15 protein-coding genes are annotated in these 18769 nt (G+C 46.6%); 4 read left to right on the forward strand and 11 right to left on the reverse strand.

The window, feature by feature from the left end:
- Nucleotides 1–164: 164 nt before the first annotated feature.
- A complete protein-coding gene (locus tag QUA88_RS17065) occupies nucleotides 165–722 on the reverse strand; it encodes an NUDIX hydrolase (RefSeq protein ID WP_333057007.1) in 558 nt (185 codons plus the stop codon).
- A 90-nt stretch (nucleotides 723–812) separates the two neighbouring features.
- On the opposite strand from QUA88_RS17065, the gene QUA88_RS17070 reads away from it, so the two are divergent.
- Nucleotides 813–2138, forward strand: coding sequence for an AMIN domain-containing protein (locus QUA88_RS17070; RefSeq protein WP_333272776.1), 1326 nt, complete (start codon nucleotides 813–815; stop codon nucleotides 2136–2138).
- Between the two features lie 109 nt (nucleotides 2139–2247).
- Here QUA88_RS17070 and QUA88_RS17075 read toward each other — a convergent pair whose 3' ends face one another.
- Nucleotides 2248–2850: a DUF3172 domain-containing protein gene (locus QUA88_RS17075; RefSeq protein ID WP_333057009.1), complete on the reverse strand. Its 603-nt coding sequence runs from the start codon at nucleotides 2848–2850 to the stop codon at nucleotides 2248–2250.
- A gap of 291 nt (nucleotides 2851–3141) precedes the next feature.
- Here QUA88_RS17075 and clpS point away from each other — a divergent pair, with 291 nt between their 5' ends.
- The gene (clpS, locus tag QUA88_RS17080; protein WP_015178019.1) at nucleotides 3142–3423 is read left to right on the forward strand and encodes an ATP-dependent Clp protease adapter ClpS; all 282 of its coding nucleotides are present in this window, start codon (nucleotides 3142–3144) and stop codon (nucleotides 3421–3423) included.
- Nucleotides 3424–3654: 231 nt separating this feature from the next.
- Here the strand turns inward: clpS and QUA88_RS17085 are convergent, their stop codons facing one another.
- Both QUA88_RS17085 and QUA88_RS17090 read right to left on the reverse strand, forming a co-directional pair.
- A complete protein-coding gene (locus tag QUA88_RS17085; RefSeq protein ID WP_172192890.1) occupies nucleotides 3655–3984 on the reverse strand; it encodes an RNA recognition motif domain-containing protein in 330 nt (109 codons plus the stop codon).
- 287 nt (nucleotides 3985–4271) lie between these two features.
- Nucleotides 4272–5549, reverse strand: a complete 1278-nt coding sequence (locus QUA88_RS17090; RefSeq protein WP_333057011.1) for a hypothetical protein — start codon at nucleotides 5547–5549, stop codon at nucleotides 4272–4274.
- A gap of 408 nt (nucleotides 5550–5957) precedes the next feature.
- On the opposite strand from QUA88_RS17090, the gene QUA88_RS17095 reads away from it, so the two are divergent.
- On the forward strand, nucleotides 5958–7340 hold the full coding sequence (locus QUA88_RS17095) for a UDP-N-acetylmuramoyl-tripeptide--D-alanyl-D-alanine ligase (RefSeq protein ID WP_333272780.1): 1383 nt from the start codon (nucleotides 5958–5960) through the stop codon (nucleotides 7338–7340).
- Nucleotides 7341–7463: 123 nt separating this feature from the next.
- On the opposite strand, the gene QUA88_RS17100 is transcribed toward QUA88_RS17095, so the two are convergent.
- On the reverse strand, nucleotides 7464–7898 hold the full coding sequence (locus QUA88_RS17100) for a hypothetical protein (protein WP_333233458.1): 435 nt from the start codon (nucleotides 7896–7898) through the stop codon (nucleotides 7464–7466).
- 216 nt (nucleotides 7899–8114) lie between these two features.
- Between QUA88_RS17100 and QUA88_RS17105 the strand changes: the two genes are divergently transcribed.
- Complete coding sequence (locus tag QUA88_RS17105) at nucleotides 8115–9278, forward strand: HNH endonuclease (protein WP_333272783.1); 1164 nt, start codon at nucleotides 8115–8117, stop codon at nucleotides 9276–9278.
- 116 nt (nucleotides 9279–9394) lie between these two features.
- Here the strand turns inward: QUA88_RS17105 and QUA88_RS17110 are convergent, their stop codons facing one another.
- The 6 genes from QUA88_RS17110 to rpsB all read right to left on the reverse strand — a co-directional run bounded on the left by QUA88_RS17110 (nucleotide 9395) and on the right by rpsB (nucleotide 18562).
- Nucleotides 9395–9931 carry a Uma2 family endonuclease gene (locus tag QUA88_RS17110; protein WP_333100238.1) on the reverse strand — a complete coding sequence of 179 codons (537 nt, stop codon included), beginning with the start codon at nucleotides 9929–9931 and terminating at the stop codon, nucleotides 9395–9397.
- 120 nt (nucleotides 9932–10051) lie between these two features.
- Entirely contained in the window at nucleotides 10052–12136 is a 2085-nt protein-coding gene (gene fusA, locus QUA88_RS17115; protein WP_333056027.1) for an elongation factor G, read from the reverse strand.
- Between the two features lie 556 nt (nucleotides 12137–12692).
- On the reverse strand, nucleotides 12693–15200 hold the full coding sequence (recG, locus tag QUA88_RS17120; protein WP_333272788.1) for an ATP-dependent DNA helicase RecG: 2508 nt from the start codon (nucleotides 15198–15200) through the stop codon (nucleotides 12693–12695).
- Between the two features lie 227 nt (nucleotides 15201–15427).
- Nucleotides 15428–16357: a hypothetical protein gene (locus tag QUA88_RS17125; RefSeq protein WP_333056025.1), complete on the reverse strand. Its 930-nt coding sequence runs from the start codon at nucleotides 16355–16357 to the stop codon at nucleotides 15428–15430.
- 290 nt (nucleotides 16358–16647) lie between these two features.
- Entirely contained in the window at nucleotides 16648–17307 is a 660-nt protein-coding gene (gene tsf, locus QUA88_RS17130; protein WP_333056024.1) for a translation elongation factor Ts, read from the reverse strand.
- A gap of 424 nt (nucleotides 17308–17731) precedes the next feature.
- Nucleotides 17732–18562, reverse strand: coding sequence for a 30S ribosomal protein S2 (gene rpsB / locus QUA88_RS17135; protein WP_333056023.1), 831 nt, complete (start codon nucleotides 18560–18562; stop codon nucleotides 17732–17734).
- Nucleotides 18563–18769: the final 207 nt, after the last annotated feature.

An 18769-nucleotide genomic window follows, 5' to 3' on the forward strand; every position in this document is an offset into this window, starting at 1 on the left:
ATTCGACTGCCAATAGCACACTGCTACAAGTTGCGGCGACTGGGGAGGTTTTGGCTCAGGTTTTTGGCGCTGATAATACTATTACTTCTCTGGATTTTATGACTCTTTCGACTTAAGACAATTCTCACAAAAAACAGCGTGTAGGGTTCCATTCACACAGCACCTTACCGCTGTTCATTCAAAAATTCTAATCCTAAAAAAATAGCTGCGATGCTTCCTGCTACACAAATTTCTCGGTTTTTTATTTTCAACAAAACTTCGGTAAGTGGGATTAAAACTACTTCAATATCTTCTGTAATATCTAATTGTATTTGGCTGGCAAGCTTGACATTTTTAGCAAAGTATAGGTAGATAGAATTGGTGTCTTTTACGGGGTTATCATATAAGGTTGCTAGTTCCAAAATTTCTTCAGCAACATATCCCGTTTCTTCGGCAAGTTCTCTGGCGGCTGCCGATTTGCCGCTCTCTTCAGCAGGATTGAAAGATCCAGCAGGCAGTTCCAGCAAAATTTCGCCTACTCCGTGCCTGTATTGGCGCACTAATAAAAGTTCTTGCTGCTCTGTCGTGGCAAATACGAGGGCGATGTTGGGTCGGACATTAACAAAAAAGTCGTCTATAATTTGTCCGCTTGGCAATTCTATTTCATCTTGTCTAACCTGACACCACTTGTTGTTAAGAACGAAGCGCGATCGCAATAATTTCCATTTAGTTAAATTTTTCATATCGCAATAATGTTAAACTTTCAGCGTTATCCGAAGGCAAAATTTTCCCATCCATAATCTATTTCAGATCAAAAATTTCACCCAGCAGCCATGCCATACAAAAAATTACCACGAAAATTTTGGGAAGACTTACAAAAATTGACTGTTAATTATCTAGCACCCGGATTGTTTGCGATCGAGTCACTGAGTCTGAGTCTAGCAGTCGTTGCCGCAGTTGCAGCAGTGCCAGCAACACTGGAACCAGCAAATGCTTCTACAGTCACAAGTTGGAAATTCGATCCGGCGACAAATCAGCTAGAAATTACTCTCCCAGAGGGAACAACCCCCAGATATTCTCTACTCAATCCGTCTCAGATTGCTGTGGATTTGCCCAATACTGAGATCGGAGTAGATGCAACTCAGCTATACCCGCAAGGCAGAGTGCGTTCTGTGGAAGTGAGTCAACTTCAACCGGGAACGGCGAGAATTCTGGTCAATTTGGCTCCTGGAGTCGGTTTCAGCGCGGGGAAAGTTCAATTCCAAAGAAGCGGGTTAGAAAATCGCTGGGTGTTGCGTCCTTCGATCGAACCGACTCGAATTATGGAAACTCCCGAAACTCAACCCCAGCCTGCCATACAAGTACCGCAAAACCAGCGGCTGACAGATTCCAACTCAACTGCTGCCCCAGAGGTCGATCGACCTGAGCCTCCTACTTCCCCGAATCCCGCTACAAATTATTCGCAGCCGCCAACTCCCAATGACCAAATCCGGCCGCTAAGAGTGCCTTTAGTCAATGTTCGCCTTGACGAACGCCGTGGGGTACAAGCTGCTGCTCTACCCCGCCTAGATCCTCAAATAACGGCTGCTGCACCCCAACAGCGGACGCTTACTTTTGGTGAACCGCTTCCTGGGGGACGATCGAATGCTCCTTTGCAGGCTGCGACTGGGGCGAATGTCTTGTTGCCGGCGGGCACGGAGCTGAGTTTACTATACCCGGGCGATCGGGCTTTGCGGCTGCAAGCGAAGCCCAGCCAAGAGGAAGTGCTGCTGCTGCAAGGGGGAATTTTCGACAGTCGCGGCAATACGATCGTACCTGCTAATACGCCGGTCATCGGTCGGTTTGAAACGACCAACCTCGGCAGTCGATTTGTGGTCGAAGCTATTAGTCTCAACGGCCGCAATATTCCTCTGTTGGCTCGCTCAGAACCCGTGGGAGGCCGCCGACAACAGCCTTCCGATCGCAGTTTGTTGCGAAATACTGGTATTGGTGGCTTAGCTTTGTTCTTGCTGAGCGGCTTTTCCGGTGTCGGTTTGTTGGCGGGAGCAGCAGGTGGTGTTGCTACAACTTACGTGGCTGCTCCTCAACCTGCTACGATTCAACCCGGCCAAATTTTTCAAGTTCAGTTAACGGAAGATTTGCCCCAGTTTGGTTTTTGAAGCCAGAAGGAGTTTTCCATTCTCTGAAATAAAGTAGGGACTTAGGCTTTGCCTAAATCCCTACCCCATATCTGTAATTGACTCAACTGAAAACCGCTATATCGGCGATTTAGAAATTTTGACCTTCACTGGTTGGAGCTATCGAACCCGGTTGGTTGAGGAACAGGTTTTTAGCGCCGTCATTTTGGTAGATACAGTTAATTTCGGGTTGAGCTTCCAAGGGGCCGGTGAAGCCAAAGGTGTTCATGCGATTTTTGCAATCGCGCACTTGGTCTTGGCTGATGAGTTTTCTTTGTTCGAGAATTGCCCAGTTATTGGTTCGCAGGACGCATCCGGGGCGCATACTCGGCTGCGAGATGTAGACGTTGAAGGGGTTGAGGGTGACGTAGAGGCGCATATCTGTCACCATCGCGCTTGCTCCAAACTGCACGCAAAGTTCTGGGTTCGGGGCGCTGCGATCGATAAATTCGCGGGAGGCTACGTTCTCTGGGCTAATTGTAGCTGTGGAGCTAAAGGCAATGCCAATGCCAATTCCCAGAATAAAGACGGCTGTTAAAATCCCTAGGGTGGCGGAATTGAGGAAAGAGGGTTTACCGGACTGAGGTTGACGCCGCGACTGTCCGCCAAAGGAGCCTGGGTAGTCGGAGTCTTCATCTGCTCGGGATGGGTCGCCGCTGAATCTGTCGTTGTAGGATTTAGGTTTGCGTTTCATATAATGTTCGTTCCCTCAGTTCTGGAGACTCAACAGGTAGTAGTTTGTTATTTTTAACCGATCGCGCCTTTCTAATATTATGGCGCTAGGAAGGTGGTTGCCCAGGGCCCAGGACACGCCCTGTGGGTTTGGTGTTGGGTTCACAGCTTGCGATCGACCAAGGGGCTGCCTTGTCTGAATTTTCAGATTTCAATAAAATAGCTGAAAGTGAGATAGTCTTGCACAGCGGAGGAATCCGGCTCAAGATTGTTGACAAATTTTAACATTTTACAAGTCAGGAGGTATAGATTAGTGTCTGTCGAAATTATTCAAAAGCCTTCCACAGTCCGCAAGCTTGCACCACGCTACCGCGTTCTGCTGCACAATGATGATTTCAATCCTATGGAGTACGTGGTGCAGACTTTGATGGCGACGGTACCGAGTCTGACTCAGCCACAGGCGGTAAATGTGATGATGGAAGCCCATACTAACGGGATGGGATTGGTGATTGTTTGCGCTCTCGAACACGCTGAGTTTTACGCTGAAACGCTCAATAATCACGGATTGAGCAGCAGCATCGAACCTGACGATTAGAACCTGACGGTACTGCAACGGATTCGCCCAGCCGATTTCCGACTTATACCGTCAACCCTCATACATACCAAAAAGCCAAGGGTTAGGCCCTTGGCTTTTTGGTATATTTAATCGGGTAGATATGGAAATTTGAAGAGCATAGATTTTTCGGAACGACCGGAAGTGGTTCGGAGCTAGGTGAGCTCTGGCGCCAATTTCAACTCTCCAATCTCAAATCTTTCTCAGAGGAAATTAATAACGTCCTCCGCCGCCGCCCCCTCCGCGAGCAAATTTTCCAGGGCCACCGCCGCCCCGGTTGCCGCCACCCCGGCCTTCATCTTCGCGGGGTTTAGCTTTGTTAACTTTGAGGTCGCGACCCATCCACTCTGCTCCGTCGAGAGCGCTAATGGCTGCATCTTCTTCTGCATCTGTGGACATTTCTACAAAACCGAAGCCGCGGGGGCGACTGGTTTCTCTGTCGGTAGGTAGATGTACTCGCTTAACGGTTCCGTATTCGGCGAAGACGGTGGTGATGTCTTCTTGGGTAACTTGGTAGGATAAGTTACCGACGTATATCGACATGAGGAATAACTCCAAAATTTAGACAGTGCGAAGATTTCAGTTTCGGAGAGTCCCCTGCCGATACAGAAGGGCAAGTTTTTAGACAATTCTGTAGCAATGAACAAAGCCTGCAACTGAATCTGATTCACACTTGATACTTTAACATAGAATAGAGTCTTTTGAGTAGGTTTCAGGAGTTAATTAAGTTGTTCTAATTAAAGGTAAAACTTTTAGGGTATTCAGAAACCTGGTCGATCGGTGTGATGTTTTGCCTGCAGTGGAAGCAGAGAAAGTTATGCCGCGCCCTCTCATCGCAGGAAAGATACATCCACCTTGCCAAAGTTGGTACTCAAAGCTAGGTTTACGTTTTCCAGGGCTTTGACTAACCAGACTACGCCTTCTCGAGTACTGCATTCGTAGTGACCGAACAAAATTGCCAGCCGCTTTTCTAGGTAGGGCTTGACTTTGCCGCAAATTAGTACGATTTTCAGCAGCAAACCTGTGGTTTGGGTGGGACCGAGGTTTGAGATCAAGTCGATGAAGACAAAGTGGTTGGGCCGCACAGGACTCTCTACTACTAAAAAGTTCAATAACTGGCTGCAAGTTCTGATCATTAAAAATTCATTAAACTTCTGATCGTCGCTGTGGGGCAGGGTATTTTGTAGTTGCTTATACAATTTTTCGTTAAAGAGACGTTTGCCGTAGCGATCGTCGGTGACAGAAGAAATCAGGTATTCGTACAAGTCGTCTTTAAAGGAGCGGTAGGACTGATTTGTGCTGGCGTTCGCCGTGAAACGGCCCGCTAGCTGTCTGTAGGTATCTGCTCCTTCTACTTTTCCGACAAATTGCTTGAGGGCAAAGAATAGTTCCGGGTCGGTCAACAGGGTCGGATTTTTTATAGGTTGTATACTTCTTTTGAAGACAATTGAGGTTTCCCGACGCGCTGTTTGGGCTTTTCTCACTTGGTGAGCAACATACTGGGAGAGGTTGATCTCAAATTGCTGCTGCTTTTGAGCTTGGATTTTTTTAATGATTTTTTGCTGTTCGTAGCTGCTGTCGTCGCTGAGCAGGCAGTGTTTGTACAGGTAAGGGTAGCGGGGAATTAAGGTTCCGAGGGCGAGGGTAGCAGGGGTTTTGCTGCTGCTATCTTCATTGTTGTGAGTTATGACTTTGGCTAAACGTTGGAGGGTGAGGTACTGTTCGCTTTCGGTAAATTGATTTACTAATTGGGGGATGGAGCCTCGCCCCCGCGATCTATGGTATCCAAATAAGATTTTGGGTGCTTCTTCAAACAGAGCGATCAATTCAGGGATGGCTGCTTGCTTGCTGGGGTAGGTTTGCCAGCGGTTGATCAGGATGTGGCAGCAGCGGTTGAGAATGTATTTGAATTCTTGTTCGGCGTGTTTTGAGGCTGCTATTTTTTCGAGTGCTTCGGCGATCGAGCGATCGGGATATCCGGTACCCTGGATAAACAAAGTGCGAAAGCGGCTGATGAGTTCGGCAGGCTGCTCTCGTTGTACCAACTCCAGCCAGTGCTTGTAAAGTAGCTGTTCTTCTTCGTGGCTTTGTCTGTTGTAGTCGTTCACTGTGGATTAACCCTCCGAGGCTGGGGCAGGAGCTTTCAGCGCTATTATTTTGATGAATTGGCAAATGAATCGCAATAATTGAGTCAACCGAGCTTCTCGCCGGCGGAGACTTATGGGTAGAAGCGGTCAGCAGCTTATGCCGATCGATATTTTTTGCTTAGTTAAACTATTTATCAACACCAGCATGACATGAATTGTTGGTAATTAGCAAGGCCTTAAATACCATCGACTGTGTAAAGTATTGGTAAAGATCGTGGGTGGGTACGGGATAATTTTTTGGTGAACCGACGATTTAGTATTAGGATGATCGAGGTCAATCCCGATCCGCCGCCCGCTGTTAGTTAAATTTGAGGTTGGGCGAGGTAGAATTAGCTGTGAAAATAATTATTTTAAATGTGAGTGCTGGTTATGGTTTGTCGCGTAAGTATCGCCCAACTTGCTGAAATTTTAACTGTACCTTTGCCTACTGTGTCTGAAGGCGTTTTGACAGTTGTAGGGACAGGTATTGCCACAGATACGCGCACTCTTGAGGGGGGTGAAGTATTTTTGGCGCTGCGGGGAGACAATTTTGACGGCCATCAATTTGTGGCAAAAGCCAGGGATTTGGGGGCGATTGCCGCGATTGTCGATCGACATTGGCAAGAGGAATTGCCTAATTTTCCGCTGTTGCGCGTTGACGATACTTTAAAAGCTTACCAGTCGATCGCCCGTTGGTGGCGTGACCAATTCAGTATACCTATAGTTGCTGTTACTGGGTCTGTAGGTAAAACTACTGTTAAAGAGTTAATTGCAGCGGTTTTGTCAACGAGTGGAAATGTTCTTAAAACTCAATATAACTACAACAATGAAATTGGAGTACCGAAAACTCTGTTGGAGCTTTCATCGACACACAATTATGCTGTAATCGAAATGGGAATGCGCGGGAGTGGCGAAATTGCGCTGCTGTCGCAAATTGCGCGTCCTACTATTGCGGTAATTACTAATGTAGGAACGGCGCATATTGGGCGATTGGGTTCGGAAGAGGCGATCGCCCAAGCTAAGTGCGAACTTTTAGCCGAAATGCCTGCTGATAGCATTGCTATTCTAAATCACGATAATCATAGATTAATCGCAACTGCGACCGAAATTTGGCAGGGAAAAACTTTAAGTTACGGTTTAGAAGGCGGGGATTTGTGCGGAGAATTGCTCACTCATGATACAATACTTATAGATGGTATAGAATTGCCGCTGCCGCTGCCGGGACGGCACAATGCTGTAAATTATTTGGCGGCTTTGGCGGTAGGAAAAGTTTTAGGTATTGATTGGGAAGTTTTAAAGCAAGGTTTGTCTGTGCAGTTACCGGATGGACGGGCGCGCCGCTACGATTTGCCGCAGGATATTGTGATTCTGGATGAGACTTACAATGCTGGTTTGGAGTCGATGTTGGCGGCCCTGAGACTGTTAGCAGATACTCCAGGAAAGCGCCGGATTGCGGTGTTAGGAACGATGAAGGAATTGGGCGAAAGGGCGATCGAATTTCACCGACAAGTGGGAACAGCGGCGCGAGATTTGCATCTTGATGCTTTGTTTGTTTTTGCGGATTTTGAGGAGGCGGCGGCGATGGCTGCGGGCGCTGCGGGTTTGCCTTTTGTGGAGATAGGAGATATTACAGCCAAGGATGGGCGGGAAGATTTAGCAAAGCGGTTGTTGGGATTTGTCGAAAAGGGCGATCGTATTTTATTTAAGGCCTCTCATTCGGTGGAGTTAAATCGAGTTGTGGAGAAGTTTAGGGCAGATTTTGCGGGGGAGTAATAGAAAAGAAATTTTGGGGATTTGAAATTATGCGATCGCTTCTAGTCGATCGCCGCCTCAAACTCACGTTTCGATCGTTGATGCGTAGGGTAAGATGCCCATCTGCACCTAAGTCCCGATGCCTCAATATTTTGATAGCCCTCTGGCCTCGATTTCGATATCGGGATCGATCTCAATTATTGAAATTTTGGCATTTTCAACTACTGTATTTCCGAGCATTGTATTGTGCATTGCCTCAAACTTAGATTCATCCTTAGCAATTCGTTCGTAGTGCAAAATTACGTGATAACGCTTTTCAATTGGCTCTCCAGAATCCGAAATTTCCACCGCGTCCCAATCTATATTTTGAGACTCTTCGGCTTGCTGGCGGTAGCGAGATGCTAAATTTTCTAGGGCGATCGCGATCGCGTGTTCTTTCGTTTGTCCGTAAAAATTAATGGTATCATCAGGGCGATCGCTCAGAGATGACGAAATCTGACAAAGATACTGCCCGTTTGATTGAGCGCAAACGTCGATCGCAATTGTACCAGCAGTGCGATCGGGATTTATTTGAGTCATAAGCTGTTCGGCATTTAAAAGACGATAGTAGGGTGCGTCAGTCCATAAGCGTTTCCCAAGTCCTGTAAGTATTCTAACTGACGCACCCTACAAGGCTGAAACTCACCACAGCACAAGTTTTAGGAGCCGGGGAAGCATGACCTATTTCAGGATATGTCGAAAAAAAGTTAAAATATCAATTAGTTTTCATTGCACTTGTCATGTCGGAGAACAAATATGAGTTCAGTTGAGGAAACCGAATTGTCAGAAATCGTTGACTTGCCACTCATAGGGTCTGCTGAACAATATCTCTTCTCAGTCGAAGACAATCGAGAGCGTGCTGATAAGCTAAAAGAATTACTTGTCCCTAAGCTTAAAATAATCATTAAACAAGCTTGTGACCAAATTCACCAAGTTTATGGCACAGATGTACTCTCAGATTGTCGAATAACGACTACACCAGCTCATCGCTCTGGAGCCAAGAAAACCAAGCCATTCAAAATAGCAAGCGCTGGCTTGACTATAAAAGGAACTTGGTATTTCCAACTGAGATTCGAGTGTACTTCTGATAGTTTATTTGTGAACTTTTTTGGATTAAGAGGACTAGAAGGGAATCCGATTGTTCAAGTCCTGAAGAAGCATTTGAAAGATGTTACTCAGATTTGGGAGCAGGGTGAATATGAAGTTTACTCTGAAACTATTGCACCGAAAGAAGATGAAAATTTAGAGTATGATGAGTTCATTAACAAGCTGCAATTAGTTCCTGAACGAGATGGAAAAGGTACTTATATTCAGAGTCCATCCCTAGTTCTTCCTATTAAAGACCTAGAGGCAGCTCAGCCAGTGATTGATAACTTTGTCGAACTCTTTGCTATCTTTCGTGCTGCAATAAATGTGTATCTTGGTGAGGAAGACCGTTTTGAAGAATATCTAAAATGTTTGAGGGATTGGCAAAATCCGCTTTTTGAAAAATACCTAAAATGTTTGTTGGATTGGCAAAATCCGCTTCAGGTTCAGGAATCTGTAACTACTACTAGATTCTTTCCTGATGAAGTAGATGCAGTACAAACATTTCGTGAGGGGGCAGTACGGCAAGTTTCAGTCAATGCCTATGAACGAGAGCCTAAAGCTCGGCAAAAATGTATTGATTATTACGGTTCAAGTTGCTATATTTGTAATTTCGATTTTGGCAAAACTTTTGGACAACCAGGAAAAGGTTTCATTCATGTTCATCATCTAAAACCCCTTTCAGAAATTGCAGAAGAGTATGAAATTGACCCTATAAAAGATTTGCGTCCTGTTTGTCCAAATTGTCACGCTATGATTCATCGTCGTTCACCACCATTTAGTCTTGAAGAAATCCAGATGTTGTTGAAATCTGCTCGTGGTTCTACTATCTAATATGTGGGGCTTGCTGAATAAGCCGATCGCAAACCCAGACCACGCAATATGCGCTATATTCAGCAAACCCTAATTACTATCAACGGGGTTTTAAACCCAGTTTTCTAATAAAATGCCTACTGTCGGCGAATCATAGCCATCACAGCATCAACCGTAAGTTCCGGGAGAATACCTAAAACTGGTAAAATATCTGCACCCGAACAGATTATAGGTAGCTCCTCACCCTGCCATACCCAAACTTGTTGGTGAGAGAGATCGATTAGCCATGCTAATTGCGTGCCGTTAATGAGGCAGTGGAGGATCTTATTCTGCAATTTTAAAGTGCTTTGATCCGGCGATAGAATTTCAATTAACCAATCCGGTGCGCCGTTAAGTGGTCCGTCTTCATCGGTAAGCCGATCGCCTGCTACAATCGCTATATCTGGTACTGGCGAGTAGGGAAGTACCAAGCAACGCAACTCTGGTATCGCTTCAAATCGATCAGTCCGATCGTTGATATAGTTAACCAAGTTGTGTTGCAGTCGCGAATGAAAAAGGGTTGGCATAGTTTTTTGAACTGCTCGTCCCAGAATAAATTCCCATGCAGGCGAGGATTCAATATCCGGTTGAGCGAGGAAGTCTGTTAGTGAAAGTGTTGCGATCGACTCAATCATATTTTTTTGTCGAACCTCACTGTACTTATTATCTAGATTAAATCCCCGACTTCGTAGAAGTTGTCGGGGATTGAATTGTTCTGTTTGACTCCAGATAGCACCTACCAGGAGTCAAATACACTACTTCGCAGCTTGACGCTCTTTTGCCGCCTTAATCACTTCTTCAGCGATGTTATTAGGACAAGGAGCATAGTGCGAGAAGGACATGGAAAACTGACCGCGGCCAGATGTCATAGTACGCAAATCGCTAATGTAACCAAACATTTCGCTCAACGGCACATCTGCCTTGATCCGCGCTCCAGTTTGTCCTGTCTCCTGAGATTTCATCATCCCACGGCGGCGGTTGAGGTCGCCGATCACGTCGCCCATGTAGTCATCTGGAGTGAATACATCGACATTCATAATCGGTTCGAGCAACTGAGGCCCGGCTTTCGGCAAAGACTGACGATAGGCCGCTTTGGCAGCAATTTCAAAAGCCATTGCTGACGAGTCAACGGGGTGGAAACCGCCTTCTAGAAGGGTGAATTTCAAGTCCAAGCAGGGGAATCCAGCCAAGACGCCTTTGTCGATGCAGCTTTCAAAGCCTTTTTCGACCGCTGGCCAATATTCTCTCGGTACACTACCACCAGTCACTTTTGACTCAAATATGAAGCCACTTCCAGGCTCACCAGGCTCGATCACATAGCCGATTTTGGCAAATTGACCGGAACCACCTGATTGCTTTTTGTGGGTGTAATCGTCTTCGAGGCGCTTGGTAATCGACTCGCGGTAGGCTACCTGTGGTTCGCCGACTTCTACTTCGATGCCGTGGGTGCGCTTGAGAATGTCTACTTTGATGTCGAGGTGTAACTCGCCCATCCCCTTGAGAATCGTTTCGCCACTTTCTTGATCCGTCACCATGTGGAAGGAAGGGTCTTCTTGCACCATCTTGGTGAGGGCTGCTCCCATTTTTTCTTCGCCGCCTTTTTGTTTCGGTTTGACCGAAATCGAAATAACGGGATCGGGGAATACCATCGGCTCTAGGGTTGCGGGATTTTTAGGGTCGCAGATGGTGTGTCCGGTGCGGACGTTTTTCATACCGACGATCGCCACAATGTCCCCGGCTTGGGCCGATTCAATTTCTTCGCGAGAGTTGGCGTGCATTTCCACCAAACGACTGATGCGCTCGGTTTTGCCTGTGGCGGTGTTGAGTACGGTGTCGCCCTTGGACAGAGTACCGGAGTACAAGCGTGTGAAGGTTAGAGCGCCGTAGCGATCGTCCATGATCTTAAACGCGAGTGCCCGCAATGGCCTGTTGGGATCGACGATCGCAAACTCGCCGGTTTCCTCGCCATCGAGATCGACTTCTGGCTGCGGTGTGACTTCCATCGGGTTTGGTAGGTAGTCAACTACGGCATCGAGAACCAACTGCACGCCTTTGTTTTTAAACGATGAGCCGCAGTAGGTGGGGAAAAATGCCCGATCGCGAGTACCTTTGCGAATGCAGCGCTTGAGGTCGTCGAGGCTCGGCTCGTTGCCTTCGAGATACTGTTCCATCACAGTGTCGTCTTGCTCGACGGCCAGTTCGATCAACTTTTCGCGCCAAGTTTCGACATCATCCACCATATCGGCGGGAACATCTTTAATTTGATAGTTCAGGGGATCGCCGGAATCATCCCAGATCCAGGCTTTGCGGGTCAGCAAATCGACTACGCCGCAAAACTTTTCTTCTATGCCGATCGGCAATACCATTACCATCGGTTTAGCGCCGAGGATTTTATCAACTTGCTGGACAACGCGGTAAAAATCTGCACCGGTGCGATCGAGCTTGTTGATGTAGATGACGCGAGCGACTTTGGAATCGTTAGCGTAGCGCCAGTTGGTTTCAGATTGCGGTTCAACTCCACCCGAACCGCAGAACACACCAATGCCACCATCGAGAACCTTCAAAGAACGGTAAACCTCGATCGTAAAATCGACGTGTCCGGGAGTATCGATGATGTTGAGCTGATGCTCGTTCCAGAAGCAGGTGGTAGCAGCGGATTGAATCGTAATACCGCGCTCTTGCTCCTGTTCCATGAAGTCAGTAGTCGCCGCGCCTTCGTGAACTTCACCGATTTTGTGGATTTTACCCGTCAGTTTCAGGATTCTTTCAGTTGTGGTGGTCTTGCCAGCATCTACGTGGGCGAAGATGCCGATATTTCGATAACGAGTGAGATCTTTCATAAATTAGTGTTGAGATTAAATGCGACGAACCGTCGGCGACCACCTGCAAGCGTGACAAGCGAGGAATCAATGTTGCCTGGTAAGGCCAGTACAGGCCGGATTTCCTTTTTCCTGTTTCTGGCAGGACTATCTTAATTTTGACACTTCTCCGTCATTCCTGCGAAGGATTCTTGGTTTAATAAGAGCCCCAAGCCTGACAACTCATAAAAATACCCTAGACCAAGGGAAAAATCGTCTCCGAAAGTAGGTTGGGTTGAGGCACTCCTACCCAACAACTTCGTGTTTTTGACGTTTCGCTCAACCTGATATTTTGCAGCAGTCTCAGCAAAAAAGTATAAACCGCGTTTCCTGACAAAAAACCTAGGATTTTACGTGAGTTTATGGGAAGAAAACCGATTTCTTACATTACTGACATTAAATAAGTAGGTGCAAATAAACCTCCCTGTGGGGAGGAGGGGGGCTGAGTGCAGCAATAAACTGGCAGCTTTGATATATCTTTGCTTAACCGGCCACTACAAAATATTATTAAAAACCCCGTTGCTGCGTTCAAAACACTCTAAGTCAAAATCGACCCACTCATCATCCGCTGATATCTCCGCTCCAATTCATCCCGCACCACCGGCCATTGATTCAAACTTTCATCATTCTCAATTACCATTTGAGCCGCCACCCTCGCCAACTCCAAAACCTCCTGATCCTCCACCAAACTCGCCAAAGCAAAATCCGGCAAACCCGACTGCCGAGTTCCCAAAACCTGACCAGGCCCGCGCAATCTCATGTCCATTTCCGCAATAAAAAAGCCATCTTGAGATTGTTCTAAAACCTTCATTCTCTGCATAGCTTCCGCCGTTTTGGAACCGGGCATTAACAAACAATAAGAACGGTTGCTGCCCCGACCAACTCTACCCCGCAACTGGTGCAGTTGCGACAGTCCAAAACGCTCAGAATTTTCAATCAGCATTACCGTGGCATTCGGCACGTCTACTCCCACCTCGACGACAGTAGTAGATACTAAAATATCCGTTTCTTTGTCCCGAAACTTAGAAATTGCGTCATCTTTGTCGGCACTGCTCATTCTCCCGTGGAGCAAACCCACCTTAAACTCAGGAAAGACACTTTTTTCAAGTTTCTCTTTTTCCTCAATTGCCGATCGCACATCCAACTTTTCCGACTCCTCCACCAGCGGTAGCACCACATAAACTTGACGCCCGCTCGCCACTTCCCGCCGAATCAAATCGTAAGCTTGGATTCGTTCTTTGGCAGACAGTACAGTGGTTTGAATCGCCTGCCTACCGGGGGGAAGTTCATCAATTTGACTCACATCTAAATCCCCGTGCAGCGTCAGCGCCAGCGTTCGGGGAATGGGAGTTGCCGTCATCGTCAAAACGTGGGGAGCTTCGCCTTTTTGCTGCAATTTAGCGCGCTGCTGCACACCGAATCTGTGCTGTTCGTCAATTACCGCCAAACCCAATTTATGGAAATTCACTGTATCTTGAATCAGCGCGTGAGTTCCCACTAAAACAGGTAATTCTCCGGTTTCTAATTGGTTGTGAATTTCGCGGCGCTTGGCTACTTTTGTGGAACCAGTTAACAGTTCGACAGACAAGTGCATCAAGTTAAACCAACCTACCAATTTGCGGTAATGCTGTTCTGCTAAAACTTCTGTCGGCGCCATTAAAGCGGCTTGATAGCCGGATTGAATTGCTGCTAGCATTGCCACGACAGCTACTACGGTTTTGCCAGCACCGACATCGCCTTGCACTAATCTGTTCATCGGTTGCGATGAAGCTAAATCGTTGAGGATGTCATTGATGACTCTTTCCTGAGCATTAGTCAAGGCAAAAGGCAAGATTTCATAAAAATGTTCGATCAATTTGCCAGTAGGAAGGATGACTGCACTAGCTTGAGCTTTTCTTTGGGTTTGGCGGCGCTTTAAAAGTCCTAATTGCAGGTAGAAAAATTCGTCAAAAACTAAGCGACGGCGGGCGGCGGCCAAACAATCTCGATCGAGCGGAAAGTGAATATTAGTCACGGCATCGGCTAAACCCATTAAACCGTAACGCTCGCGCAAATCCTCTGGTAGCGATTCTGGCAACATTTTCGCCGCCGGCATTGCAGCCAAAATCGATCGCCTCACCGAACCGGCATCCACCCCTTCCGTCAGCGGATAAACTGGTATCAGGCGGCCGACTTTCATTGATTCGATCGCACCGCCGGAGTCGTCTAATACTTCTAACTCAGGATTTTCTAAAGTAATTCCATATTTACCCTGCTTCACCAACCCCGAAGCTGCCAGCACTGCACCAGTACAATACTCGCGCTTTTTGAATTCTTGCCAACCGCGATTGCTGTAGCGAGGGCCTGCAAAAAAACGACTAATTTTTATCTCTCCGGTGCGGTCTTTTAAAATTACTTCTAATATGGTTAATTTCTTATTCTTCGGACTAGAAAAGCAATTGCATCGCTTTACTTCGGCGATTAAAGTGACAGTTTCCCCAGCTACTAGCTCGCGAATTTGTACTTGCTTTGCATAGTCGATGTGATTGCGGGGATAGTAGTAAAGCAAGTCATATACAGTGTATAAACCAAGTTTGACCAAGCGGTTGCCGTTGGCAGGGCCGATGCCGGTGACGCGGGTTAACTGTTGGTCAAGAGTCAGGCTTGGTGGTGCGGCGGCTGTACTCAGGGGTGCTGTTCGGGGAACGGAAACTGCCGGGGCGGTTGGTTGGGGAGCGTTTGCGGGTCTGACTTGTGCTACTTGTTCTTGCTGGTGGCGAGTTTCTTGTTCCCAAACTTGCTCCATTTGTCTGAGGAAACTCACCGTAATGGCGATCGAATGTTGGCGCTGTTCGAGATCCTTCTGAGGGTAGATGTCAAATTCAGCGGCTAGTTGTCTGGCTCGCTCGCGCGCCGAAGCCGCCACAGAACCTGCCAACTGTCTCAAACTCAGGCCCAGAAACTCGCTGAAGCGGTATTGACTGCCTTGGATGTCGTTAAATCCGCGATCGGCTTCTACTGAAAGAGCTTTTTGCAATCGCTGCCATTCGGGTTGATTATTAGTCATCAGTCATTAGTTATTAGTCATTAGTTATTAGTCATTAGTCATTGGTCATTGGTCATTAGTCATTAGTGGTTAGTCATTAGTTATTAATCATAGCTCAAGAATTCCCGACAATTACCTACGGACAACTGACAACTGTCAACTGACAACTGTCAACTGACAACTGTCAACTGACAACTGTCAACTGTCAACTGACAACTGTCAACTGTCAACTGACAACTAACAACTGACTAATCTTCAAACCAACTCGATCGCCAAGCCGACTCAGCCTCCACCACAGCAAGTTCCCGCTGCTTTTTCTGGTAATCGCGGCCCAGCGAGTTCAACTTGACAGACAGGTTACGAATTTGCTGGCGCCAAGCCGAGGTTCCCGCATCGGCAAACTCTATTTCCGACAGCCGCAGTTTAATCGCTGTAATGTGCAGTGCCCTACTACCAAAGGTTGCTGCCGCCAATTTGCGCGATGCTGATGAGGCATCGGTTTCAATAATTATGTTTAATAAGTTAGGCGGCCCGGCAACACTATCGCCGGAGGATTCAGCAGCAGAAGCAGCTTCTAGAACCGGTTCTGGTAATTGACTCGGCAAGATTCCCGACTGTTGCAGCAAGCGGTTGGTGTCGCGAGAAAGCAGCTTGAGTATATGGACGATCGACTTTTCAATACTATTTTGCCAGCGTGCCAAACTTTCCGGGGAATTGGCATTTGGCAATTGATAATTTGCCAATGAAAATAGATAGTTAATCGCGGAAACTTGGTTTTTTTCCTTTTCGTCTTCTTCGTCTTCCTCTTCTTCCTCTTCGTCTTTGTCGAAGTCGTCTTCCTCTTCCTCTTCGTCTTCCTCTTCCTCTATTTCTTCCTCTATTTCTTCCTCTGTTTCTGATTCAGTCACCAGCGATCGCAATTTTTCCTCCGACGCCGCAGCCAAAGCCTTTACAGACTGCTGCATTTTTTGCCGCCCATCGAAGGACAACTTAAGAAACGACTCCGGTACTGCTTGAGTGCAAAGGTGATAGCAAGCCAAAATTAACTGCTGTCGCACCGCTTGTCCCAACGCAGTTAAATAACCATCGTAGGTACTGCGAAACTCCATATTCAAGGCTGCTAAAGCCTCTTCGAGTCCTGCCAAATCTTGCTCTATTCTCTCTCTTGGTCGCACCATATCTCTCGTATAAAATTAAAATAAGCTAATCCACTTTTAAATTCCATGGTCAAATAAATTTTCACTTTTGTGGCGTGGGCAGCCGATCCCGCCCTCAACAAAAAATTTAAATGCACAACAGCTTAAGACTTACGCAAATTTTAACTTTTTACGCTGTCTGTAGTAGTAACTTTTGCAGTGCCCAGCCTACAAATATAGTCTGTCCATAAGTCCTATAAAAATTAAAAATTAAAAATGCAAAAAATCAAGTTTTCACATTTTTAATTTTTAATTCTCAATCTTAATTGGGATTATTGAACACCCATTTGGGCTGCCACTTCATCGGCAAAGTTAGCTTCTACCTTTTCAATGCCTTCGCCCAAGACAAAACGCACGAAGCGGCGCACTTGGATATTTTCTCCAATTTGGGCGATCGTTTGTTTCACCAACTCTTCCACCGAGATATTCTGATCTTTAATAAAAGGCTGATCCATCAAAGATAACTCTTTCATGCGCTTCTCAATCCGCCCTAGAACAATCTTTTCTTTGATGTTTTCCGGCTTATTGCCCAAGTCATCTTTGCCCATTTCAATTGCCTTTTCTCTTTCGACAACTTCGGCGGGGATATCTTCAACTTTCACGTATTCCACATTCGGGCAAGCTGCAATTTGCATCGCAATATTCCGCACCAAAGTTTGGAATTCTTCGCGACGTGCCACAAAATCTGTTTCGCAGTTAACTTCCACCAGCACTCCCACGCGGCCGCCCGTGTGAATGTAGCTGCCTACAAGCCCTTCTGAGGCAACTCGTCCACCTTTTTTACCTGCCGAAGCCAGACCTTTTTTCCGCAGCCACTCAATGGATGTTTCCATATTGCCTTCGTTTTCAACGAGGGCTTTTTTGCAATCCATCATGCCCGCGCCAGTTTTTTCGCGCAGTTCTTTAACAAGTTTTGCAGATATGTCCGCCATCTTCTTTAAGTTCCCAATCAAAATTAGTTATTAGTCATTAGTCATCAGTCATTAGTCATCAGTCATTAGTCACTAATTTTAATGTTAATGATTAGACCAGAGTGAAGAAATACCCAGTCGATTTTAGTACCGACTTTGTAGGTGTAGCGCCAGAATTAATTCTGGCCTGACACAATGAATGCTTTTGCCAGAGCTCTACTAATGACTTAGACTCGTGCTATAGCAATCCTCGCATCATTTCTGAATTTCTTACTCCCTCCCCTTGGGTTCGGGGAGGGCTGGGGTGGGGTAAAAAATTTACGACTCCTGCAAGGATTGCTATATGTATAATTAAAAATTAAAAATATCCAACTAAAAATAATTATTATTTTTAATTTTCAATCTTTAATTTTTAATTTCCTGGTGTCAGATTCCGATCGCAATACTAGCTCTCGGTTTCTTCGCCGTCAGCGTCAGCGGCGTCGTCGGGATCTACATAATCGGGGTCATCCAATTCTTCGATTTCGACATCATATTCAGCGCCTTCGTAACCACCGTCGTAGTCGTAGTCTTCATCAGAGTCGCCGCCTTGCTGACCGTGACGACCTTCGTAGATGGCATCAGCCAACTTGCCGACAATCAGCTTGATCGATCGAATAGCATCGTCATTCGCCGGAATCGCAATGTCAACCAAATCCGGGTCGCAGTTGGTATCCAACAGAGAGACGATCGGAATTCCCAACTTTTGGCATTCCAACACCGCATTATACTCGCGGCGTTGGTCTACCAGCACCACTCCGTCGGGAATCTTCCGCATAGATTTAATCCCGCCCAGATATTTCTGGAGTTTTGCCATTTCTCGGCGCAGTACCGAAGCTTCTTTTTTCGGCAACAAATCCAGGGCGCCGATTTCCTCGCGACGCTCCAAATCCTTGAGGCGCTCCACGCGGGACTTAATCGTCGTCCAGTTTGTGAGCATTCCCCCCAGCCAGCGCTGGTTGACGTAATAAGCACCGCAGCGTTGAGCTTCTTGGGCTACAATCCCTGCAGCTTGGCGCTTCGTACCCACGAACAAAAACTTTTTGCCTTTTTCTGAGGCCACTCTCATGTACTCGTAGGCGTCTTCCATAAGCTGAGCGGTTTGCACGAGGTCGATGATGTGAACCCCGTTGCGCTCTGTAAAAATGTATGGAGACATTTTCGGGTTCCACCGACGGGTTTGGTGTCCGAAGTGAACCCCTGACTCTAACATTTGAGCCAAACTGACTACTGGCATTGTATTTTTAACTCCTAATTCGGGTTAATCCTCCACCCGGTCGTATTTCTGAAGGTTTGCGCCCTAGAAACACCCGAAAACCCGGATGTGCGAATTTAAACAACTTTTCTAGTTTATCACAGCGCGCGCTACTTTTTCTGACAATTTTATATCACTAGGTTTAAACTCAGATGTTGCAGCAATATCAATAAGAGGATTTTTCGTGGG

Source organism: Microcoleus sp. D3_18_C2 (genome assembly GCF_036702395.1).
Taxonomy (GTDB): Bacteria; Cyanobacteriota; Cyanobacteriia; order Cyanobacteriales; family Microcoleaceae; genus Microcoleus.

Excerpts from the sequence above, each read along its gene's own strand:
- QUA88_RS17065 (WP_333057007.1), bottom strand. The coding sequence starts at position 722 with ATGAAAAATTTAACTAAATGGAAATTATTGCGATCGCGCTTCGTTCTT.
- QUA88_RS17070 (WP_333272776.1), top strand. The coding sequence starts at position 813 with ATGCCATACAAAAAATTACCACGAAAATTTTGGGAAGACTTACAAAAA.
- QUA88_RS17075 (WP_333057009.1), bottom strand. The coding sequence starts at position 2,850 with ATGAAACGCAAACCTAAATCCTACAACGACAGATTCAGCGGCGACCCA.
- QUA88_RS17085 (WP_172192890.1), bottom strand. The coding sequence starts at position 3,984 with ATGTCGATATACGTCGGTAACTTATCCTACCAAGTTACCCAAGAAGAC.
- QUA88_RS17095 (WP_333272780.1), top strand. The coding sequence starts at position 5,958 with ATGGTTTGTCGCGTAAGTATCGCCCAACTTGCTGAAATTTTAACTGTA.
- QUA88_RS17100 (WP_333233458.1), bottom strand. The coding sequence starts at position 7,898 with ATGACTCAAATAAATCCCGATCGCACTGCTGGTACAATTGCGATCGAC.
- QUA88_RS17105 (WP_333272783.1), top strand. The coding sequence starts at position 8,115 with ATGAGTTCAGTTGAGGAAACCGAATTGTCAGAAATCGTTGACTTGCCA.
- QUA88_RS17110 (WP_333100238.1), bottom strand. The coding sequence starts at position 9,931 with ATGATTGAGTCGATCGCAACACTTTCACTAACAGACTTCCTCGCTCAA.
- fusA (WP_333056027.1), bottom strand. The coding sequence starts at position 12,136 with ATGAAAGATCTCACTCGTTATCGAAATATCGGCATCTTCGCCCACGTA.
- recG (WP_333272788.1), bottom strand. The coding sequence starts at position 15,200 with ATGACTAATAATCAACCCGAATGGCAGCGATTGCAAAAAGCTCTTTCA.
- QUA88_RS17125 (WP_333056025.1), bottom strand. The coding sequence starts at position 16,357 with ATGGTGCGACCAAGAGAGAGAATAGAGCAAGATTTGGCAGGACTCGAA.
- tsf (WP_333056024.1), bottom strand. The coding sequence starts at position 17,307 with ATGGCGGACATATCTGCAAAACTTGTTAAAGAACTGCGCGAAAAAACT.
- rpsB (WP_333056023.1), bottom strand. The coding sequence starts at position 18,562 with ATGCCAGTAGTCAGTTTGGCTCAAATGTTAGAGTCAGGGGTTCACTTC.